The organism is Acidimicrobiia bacterium (genome assembly GCA_040881685.1).
Lineage (GTDB): Bacteria > Actinomycetota > Acidimicrobiia > IMCC26256 > PALSA-555 > SHVJ01.
In genome coordinates, this window is sequence record JBBECS010000020.1 from 21,209 (window position 1) to 28,914 (window position 7,706).

The window sequence follows — 7,706 nt, forward strand, 5'->3', positions numbered from 1 at the left end:
GACTGTGGCTTCGAGCGCCCTGGGGGCGACGATCGGGGCAGAGCTGTCGCAGACTGCACTCGACGCACTCAAGTACCTCTTTCTCGCGCTCCTGTTCCTGTTCCTCGCTCGAGTCGTGCGCGTCGTCGTGCTCGAGCTGCGTTCGCCTGCCCTGGCCGGCGCGGGTGGAACGACGGGCTCGGGTGGCGGCAGGGCCTCGAAGCCGGGCGCGCGGCTCCGCATCGTGGAGCCCGTAGCCCGCAAGGGCGAGACGTACCCGCTGAACGACGAGCTGACGGTGGGACGCGGGGGAGGGTGCGGCGTCGTCCTCCCCGACGACCAGTTCGTGTCCACCGTGCACGCGCGGCTCTTCCGGCGCGGCGACGACCTCTTTGTGGAGGACCTGGGCTCGCGGAACGGCACGTTCGTGAACGGCAAGCCGGTGCAGGCACCCACCCGCCTCAAGCGGGGTGACCGCGTGCAGTTCGGCGAGACGGTTGGTGAGGTGCAGCGATGACGATCTACCTCGACATCGGGCAAGCCACCGACACCGGCAAGGTCCGCGATCACAACGAAGACGGCTTCCTCATCGACCCCGATCTCCGGCTGGCCGCGGTGGCCGACGGCATCGGCGGGCACCGTGGCGGTGAGGTCGCGAGCGCGACCGCACTCGACACGCTGCACGCGTCGTTCATCGAGCACGGTGGATTGCGTGACGCGGTGATCGCGGCCAACGACGCGGTGATCGCGCGCGCCGACGCGACTCCGGAGCTTCGCGGCATGGGCACGACGCTCACCGCGGGCGTCCTCGGCGACGACGACACGCTGCTCGTCGGCCACGTCGGTGACTCGCGCGCCTACCTCGTGCGAGACGGCGAGCTGTCACGCATCACCACCGACCACAGCCTCGTGGAGGAGCTCATCGCGGCGGGCGAGCTCACTGAGGAGGAAGCCGAGCGCGATCCACGTCGTTCCATGATCACCAGGGCCCTGGGACTCGAACCCGGCATGGTGGTGGATCTCTACCCCGTGCCGCTCCTGCCCGGCGACCGCGTGATGTTCTGCTCCGACGGGCTCACCACGATGGTCGGCGAAGACGCAATCGCCGACGTGCTCGGCTCGGAGGCCAGCCCAGATGCGGCGGCACACCGACTCGTCGATGCCGCCAACGCGGCTGGTGGCGTCGACAACACGACGGTCGTCGTGCTCGACGCGCTCGAGGCGCCGGTCGAGGTCGTCGACGACGGAGCGAGCGGTCGAGGACGTCGATTCGGGATCTTGCGGCGTCGCCGGTGAGAACCACCACCCCGCGCCGCAACGTCGAGCTGCGGCTCGGCCTGCTTGGCGTGGGCATCACGGCCTTTGGCTACGTGCTCGTGCAGCTGCCCGAGAAATCCGACCTTCCCGTCGACCTGTGGTTCTTCGTCTCCATCTTCATCGGCCTCTACGTGCTCGCCCACCTCTCGATCCGACAGTTCGCGCCGGACGCGGACCCGTCCCTTCTGCCGCTCGCCGCGTTCCTCAACGGCATCGGCTTCGTGACGATCTCGCGCCTCGACCCCGAGCTCGCGCGCACGCAGGTCGGCTGGATGGCGGCTGGCGTGGGCGCGTTCGTCGCGACGCTCGTCGTGGTTCGTCGCATCCGAACGCTGGAGCGCTTCCGCTACTCGTTCCTGCTGCTCGGCCTGCTCGCGTTGTTGCTCCCGCTCGTGCCGGGCATCGGCAAGACGATCAACGGCGCGCGGCTGTGGGTGGGCATCGGGCCGATGAACTTCCAACCCGGGGAGGCCGCCAAGGTCCTGCTCGTGATCTTCTTCGCCGCGTACCTCGTCGACAAGCGCGAGCTCCTCGCGAGCGGTACGCGCCACCTCGGTCGCCTGGTGCTGCCCGACCCGAAGCACCTCGCGCCCCTCTTGCTTGCGTGGGCGGTGTCGATCCTCGTGATGGTCCAGCAGAAGGACCTGGGCTCGTCGTTGCTGTTCTTCGCCGTCTTCGGGGCGATGCTCTATGCGGCAACGGAGCGCGGCGCGTACCTGTTGACCGCGCTGGTGTTGTTCCTCGGCGGCGCCGCCATCGCGCACAACCTGTTTTCGCACGTGCAGGACCGCGTGACCACGTGGCTCAACCCATGGGACGACGCGCAAGGCAAGGGCTTCCAGGTCGTGCAGTCCTGGTTCTCGTTCGGCACCGGCGGCATGTCCGGCACAGGACTCGGGCGAGGGAACCCGCAGCTGATCCCGAACTCGGCAACCGACTTCGTGTTCTCCGCGATCGGCGAGGAGCTCGGGCTCATCGGCACCGTGGCTGTGCTCGCGGCGATCCTCTTGTTCATCGGCTCTGGGTTTCGCATCGCCCTCGAGGCCGAGCGGCCGTTCCCGAAGCTGTTCGCCGCGGGTCTGACCGTGATCATGGGCATCCAGGCCTTCGTGATCATCGGCGGTGTCACCCGGGTCATCCCCCTGACCGGCATCACGCTGCCGTTCATCTCGTACGGCGGGTCGTCGCTCGTGGCCAACTTCGTGGTGCTCGCGCTGCTCCTGCGGATCTCCGATGACAACGCGCGGGCACGCTCCACAAGTCGACGCGGACGAGCCGGCTCGGCGCCGGCGGTGTCATGAACCGCGCCATCGGCCGCGTTGGCACGGCGGTTGTCGCGTTGATGCTCGTCCTCGTGGGGATGCTCACGTACCTCCAGGTGATCCACGCCGACAGCCTCGCCAACGACCCCCGCAACGTGCGCGGCGCGCTCAAGGACATCAACCGACCCCGCGGCCCGATCGTCACCGCCGACGGCACCGTGGTCGCCAAATCGACCCGCGTCAACGACAGGACCGAGTTCGACTTCCAGCGCAGCTACCCCGACGCGGAGCTGTTCCAGCAAGTCGTCGGCTACCAGTCGTTCGTGCTCGGCAGCATCGGCGTGGAGCGCACGTACAACGACGAGCTCATCGGCCGCGATCCGGAGCTCCAGATTCGTGGTCTCGACGATGCGATCCTCGGTGGGCAGGAGCCGGTCGGCACGGTCGTGCTGTCGGTGCGGGCCGATCTCCAGCGCGCCGCGGCCGACGCGCTCGGCGATCAGCGCGGCTCCGTCGTCGCGATCGACCCGCGGACCGGCGAGGTCCTCGCGATGTACGCCAACCCCACCTACAACCAGGAGCCGCTTGCGGGCCACAACACAAAGAAAGTGAACCAGTACTACCGGTTCATCACCGCGCTGGCGGACAAGCCGGACCTCGCGCGCGCGTACCGGGAGCGCTATCCACCCGGCTCCACGTTCAAGACGATCACCGCATCGGTCGCGCTCGAGAACGGCGTGGCCACTCCCGACCGCGTGTTCCCGGAGATCAGCTCACTGGACCTTCCGCAGACCGACCTCGAGCTCGACAACTTCGGCGGTCAGGTGTGCGGCGGCACGCTCGCGGTGAGCTTCCGGCGATCGTGCAACACCACGTTCGGCCAGCTCGGACTCGACCTCGGTGACGCCTTCGTGCCGGGGATGGAGCGCTTCGGGATCGGCGACGTGCCGCCGATCGACCTCGTTCCCGAAGCGGCGTTGAGCATCGGGCCGCGGCCGAACTCGTTCCAGGACGAGCAGCCCCAGTTCGCGCTGGCCGGGGTCGGCCAGGGACCGGTCGCCACGACACCGCTCGAGATGTGCCTCGCGGCGGCCGGGATCGCCAATGGAGGCGTGATCATGGAGCCGCATGTCGTCAGGGAGATCCGAGACGCCGACGACGGCCTCGTGCGTCGTATCGCCGCGCGCGAATGGAAGACCGCAGTGTCGCCCGCAACCGCGCAAGCGGTCGCGGCGATGATGGTCACCGTCGTGGAGGCCGGCACCGGCACAGCCGCGCAGATCGAGGGGGTGACCGTCGCTGGCAAGACGGGCACCGCACAGACTGATTCCGGCGATCCGCACGCGTGGTTCGTGGCCTTCAGCCCGGCCGGACCCGGTCAGATCCCCGAGATCGCGATCGCCGTGATCGTCGAGCACGGGGGGAACGCGGGCAGCGAGGCCACCGGTGGACAGGTCGCCGCCCCCATCGCCGCCGCGGTGATGCGGGCGTATCTCGGTCGCTGAGGGCGCAAACCGGCACGACCGAAGGTCGCGGGCGTCGAAAACTAACGTGGGGTCCGGATGACGCAGGTCGCAGACGTCTATTCCGGCCGATACGCCATTGAACGGGCGATCGCGCGCGGCGGTATGGCCGAGGTGTTCCTCGCGCGCGACCAGTACCTCGACCGCTCGGTCGCGGTGAAGATCCTGTTCCCCGAGTTCGCTCGTGACCCGGCGTTCGTGGAGCGCTTCCGCCGTGAAGCGCAGAGCGCGGCGATGCTGAACCACCCGAACATCGTCGGGGTCTACGACTACGGCCAGGAGCGCGGCAGCTACTTCATCGTCATGGAGTACGTGGAAGGCCGCTCGTTGCGCGACATCCTCCGCGACGAAGGGCCGCTGCCGGCGATGACCGCGGCCCGCATCACGGCCGAGACCGCCGCGGCGCTCGACTTCGCCCACCGCCACGGCGTCATCCACCGCGACGTCAAGCCCGGCAACGTGCTCATCACGCAGTCGGGCCAGGTGAAGGTGGCCGACTTCGGGATCGCGGCCAACCCGACCGACGCCAAGCAGGGGCTCACGCAGACCGGTTCGGTCATCGGCACTGCGACGTACTTCTCGCCCGAGCAGGCGCAGGGGTACCAAGTCGACGGGCGCACCGACGTGTACGCGCTGGGTGTCGTGCTCTACGAGATGCTCACCGGGCAGCCCCCGTTCACGGGTGAGAGCCCGGTAGCCGTCGCGATGAAGCACGTGCGCGAGCAGCCGGTGCCGCCCAGCGAGTTCGTTCCCGACCTGCCTCCCGACCTCGAGCGCATCGTGCTCAAGGCGATGTCGAAGGATCTCGCGACGCGGTACCAGTCGGCCGAGGAGCTGCGCGCTGACCTCGTGCGCTTCGGGCGGGGTCACCCCGTCACCGCGCCCGCGGCCGGCGCCGGGTTCGCGATCGACGAGCTCGACGAGGCGCCGACCATCGCGACCTCACGCGCGCCGGTGCCCGCGGCCGCGGCCGAGATGTGGGACGAGCCGCCGCGGCGATGGGGTCCCGTCCTCGCGGTCGTCCTCGGGCTGGGGATGCTCGCCGCCGTGATCGCGTTCGCGCTGTTCTCGGGCAGCAACCGCCCGACCGGGAGCGGCGGAGCCACCATCGAGGTGCCCAACGTGGTCGGCGACGGCTACACCGATGCCGAGGCAGAGCTCATCGCCCTGGGATTCAAGGTCGAGCGCCTCGACGAGGTCAGCGATCAACCGATCGACCAGGTAATCGGCCAGAACCCCGAGGGTGGCCGCCTGGCCCGCAAGGGCCGGACCATCGTGCTCACGGTGAGCGGGAAAGACGTGACGATCCCCAACCTCACCAACCTGACCTGGGAACAGGCCCAGGCCGAGCTGATCGAGCGCGGGTTGGTCCCCGTGAAGGTCGACGTCGAGGATCCGGCCAAGTTGCCGAACACGGTGATCTCGACCGACCCGCCGGTCGGGTCGAAGGTCCCGAAGGGCTCGCAGGTCAAGGTCAACGTGGTCAAGGAGCCGCAGATCGCGATCCCACCGGTGGCGGGCATGGACCAGGCCACCGCGCAGAACACGCTCACAACGGCGGGCTTCTCGGTGACGGTGACCGCGCAGCCCCACGACACGATCCCGGCCGGCACCGCCATCGCCACCAACCCGCCCGCGGGGACCAAGGCTGACAAGGGCAGCGCGGTGACTCTGCTGGTGTCGTTGGGTCCGACGACGGTCCCCGTGCCGAACGTGATCGGCCAGGGCTGCAACGCCGGCGCGAGCCAGCTGACCGCCGCCGGGTTCAACGTGTCCATCACCGGCCTCCAGAGCGGGACCGTGACCGCCCAGAATCCGAGCAGCGGCAGCTACCCGCCCGGGACCACGGTCTCGCTTACCTGCGTCTGACCACGTCCCGTCGCGTCTCCCTCTCCGACTGGTACGAGGCGCACGGGCGCCACGACCTCCCCTGGCGCGCGACGCGCGATCGCTGGGCGGTACTGGTGTCGGAGGTGATGCTGCACCAGACCCAGGTGCCGCGGGTCGAGGGTGCGTGGCTCGACTTCATCGCGCGCTTCCCCACCCCGCAGGCGATGGCCGATGCCGGCCCCGGCGCGGTGATCGAAGCGTGGGGCCGGCTCGGATACCCGCGACGCGCCCGCCGGCTCTGGGACTCCGCGGTGCGCATCGCAGAAAACGGGTGGCCCGACGACCTCACCGACCTGCCCGGCGTCGGGCGCTACACGGCGAACGCCGTGCGCACCCAGGCCGACGGCTCCGACCTACCCGCCGTGGAGGTGAACATCCGCCGGGTCGTCGAGCGCGTGAACGGGCGCCGGCTCACCGACCGCGAAGCCGAAGCGGCGATGATCGACGTGGGGTCGCCGATGCTCGGTCGCGACCGCCTGCTCGCGCTGATGGACGTGGGCGCCCGGTTGTGCCGTCCCCACGAGCCGCGCTGCACCGAGTGCCCGCTGGAAGCGCGCTGCGCGACGCGCGGCCCGCTCGAGGGCGTGACCGGCCCGCGCCAGGCCCCGTTCGAAGGCTCGTTCCGTCAGCAGCGCGGTGCGGTGCTCGCTCGCCTACGCGCGGGACCCACCCCGGTGGCACTGCTCGACACGCGGGCGTTGCACTCATTGGTCACCGACGGCCTCGCGACCATCGAGCGCGAGACCGCGAAACTGCCCTGAGCTACGCCACCGCCGGAGCAACACGGCGCAGGAAGTTTCGCACCAGCTGGTGACCCGACTCCGTCAGGATCGACTCCGGATGGAACTGCACACCCTCGATCGGGTGCTCGCGGTGGCGCAGTCCCATCACGAGCCCGTCTGCGCTCTCGGCCGAGATCTCGAGTGATTCGGGCACCGAGTCGCGCTCCACGACGAGCGAGTGGTACCTGGTCGCGGTGAACGGGTTCGGCATCCCGTCGAAGATGCCGCGACCGTCGTGCTGAATCTCTGACGTCTTGCCGTGCATCACTTGCGGCGCGCGCACCACGTCGCCGCCGTACACCTGACCGATGCACTGGTGACCCAGGCACACGCCGAGCACGGGGACGCCACCCTCGCCGAACACTCGGATCGCCTCGTTGGACACGCCGGCGTCCTCCGGACGGCCCGGCCCGGGCGACACCAGCACGGCATCGGGCGCGAGGGAGACGAGCGCGTCGAGGTCCACGTCGTCGTGACGGTGCACGAGCGGCTCGGCACCCAGCTCACCCAGGTACTGCACGAGGATGTAGACGAACGAGTCGTAGTTGTCGATCACGAGGACGCGCGCACCCACGACGTGCACGGTACCTGGGTCCCCCTAGCCGACCGTATGGATTCGCCTACAGTGCGCCGCCGTATGGCACGACTGCGACGACGGAAAGCGCCGGTGAAGGCACCGCCGCCGGGGCGCTACACCCCACCCCAGCCCAAGACGGCCAAGGAGTCGCCGCTCTGGGTGCCGTCGACGATGTTCGCAGCGTTGCTCGTGGGCGTGATCGTGATCGTCGCCAACTACCTCGCCCTGCTCCCCGGAGGCGAAGCGCAGAACTCCTACCTGTTCGTCGGCCTCGGCATGCTGATCGGCGGCTTCGTACTCTCCACCCAGTACCGCTGATCCGCCGAAATCCCACTGCTGTAACTTCCCACAGGGTTTCCACAGTCTGTGGAGAAGA

The 7,706-nt window shown here is 69.3% G+C and carries 8 protein-coding genes; 7 read left to right on the top strand and 1 reads right to left on the bottom strand.

Features of this window, described 5'->3' with window-relative positions; genetic code table 11:
* Window positions 1-4: 4 nt before the first annotated feature.
* The 6 genes from WEE69_06090 (at window position 5) to WEE69_06115 (ending at window position 6,732) form a co-directional block, all read left to right on the top strand.
* Window positions 5-496 (top strand): FHA domain-containing protein, encoded by a 492-nt coding sequence (locus tag WEE69_06090; protein ID MEX1144855.1) that lies wholly within the window; start codon window positions 5-7, stop codon window positions 494-496.
* Window positions 493-1,275: a Stp1/IreP family PP2C-type Ser/Thr phosphatase gene (locus tag WEE69_06095; GenBank protein MEX1144856.1), complete on the top strand. Its 783-nt coding sequence runs from the start codon at window positions 493-495 to the stop codon at window positions 1,273-1,275. The genes WEE69_06090 and WEE69_06095 overlap by 4 nt, the downstream gene beginning before the upstream one ends.
* On the top strand, window positions 1,272-2,597 hold the full coding sequence (locus WEE69_06100; protein MEX1144857.1) for an FtsW/RodA/SpoVE family cell cycle protein: 1,326 nt from the start codon (window positions 1,272-1,274) through the stop codon (window positions 2,595-2,597). The genes WEE69_06095 and WEE69_06100 overlap by 4 nt, the downstream gene beginning before the upstream one ends.
* Window positions 2,594-4,063 carry a penicillin-binding transpeptidase domain-containing protein gene (locus WEE69_06105; protein ID MEX1144858.1) on the top strand — a complete coding sequence of 490 codons (1,470 nt, stop codon included), beginning with the start codon at window positions 2,594-2,596 and terminating at the stop codon, window positions 4,061-4,063. The genes WEE69_06100 and WEE69_06105 overlap by 4 nt, the downstream gene beginning before the upstream one ends.
* 57 nt (window positions 4,064-4,120) lie before the next feature.
* Entirely contained in the window at window positions 4,121-5,950 is a 1,830-nt protein-coding gene (pknB, locus tag WEE69_06110; GenBank protein MEX1144859.1) for a Stk1 family PASTA domain-containing Ser/Thr kinase, read from the top strand.
* 95 nt (window positions 5,951-6,045) lie between these two features.
* The gene (locus WEE69_06115) at window positions 6,046-6,732 is read left to right on the top strand and encodes an A/G-specific adenine glycosylase (GenBank protein MEX1144860.1); all 687 of its coding nucleotides are present in this window, start codon (window positions 6,046-6,048) and stop codon (window positions 6,730-6,732) included.
* 1 nt (window position 6,733) lies between these two features.
* Here the strand turns inward: WEE69_06115 and WEE69_06120 are convergent, their stop codons facing one another.
* Window positions 6,734-7,327: an aminodeoxychorismate/anthranilate synthase component II gene (locus WEE69_06120; protein MEX1144861.1), complete on the bottom strand. Its 594-nt coding sequence runs from the start codon at window positions 7,325-7,327 to the stop codon at window positions 6,734-6,736.
* Between the two features lie 63 nt (window positions 7,328-7,390).
* Between WEE69_06120 and WEE69_06125 the strand changes: the two genes are divergently transcribed.
* A complete protein-coding gene (locus tag WEE69_06125) occupies window positions 7,391-7,648 on the top strand; it encodes a cell division protein CrgA (GenBank protein MEX1144862.1) in 258 nt (85 codons plus the stop codon).
* Window positions 7,649-7,706 lie beyond the last annotated feature (58 nt).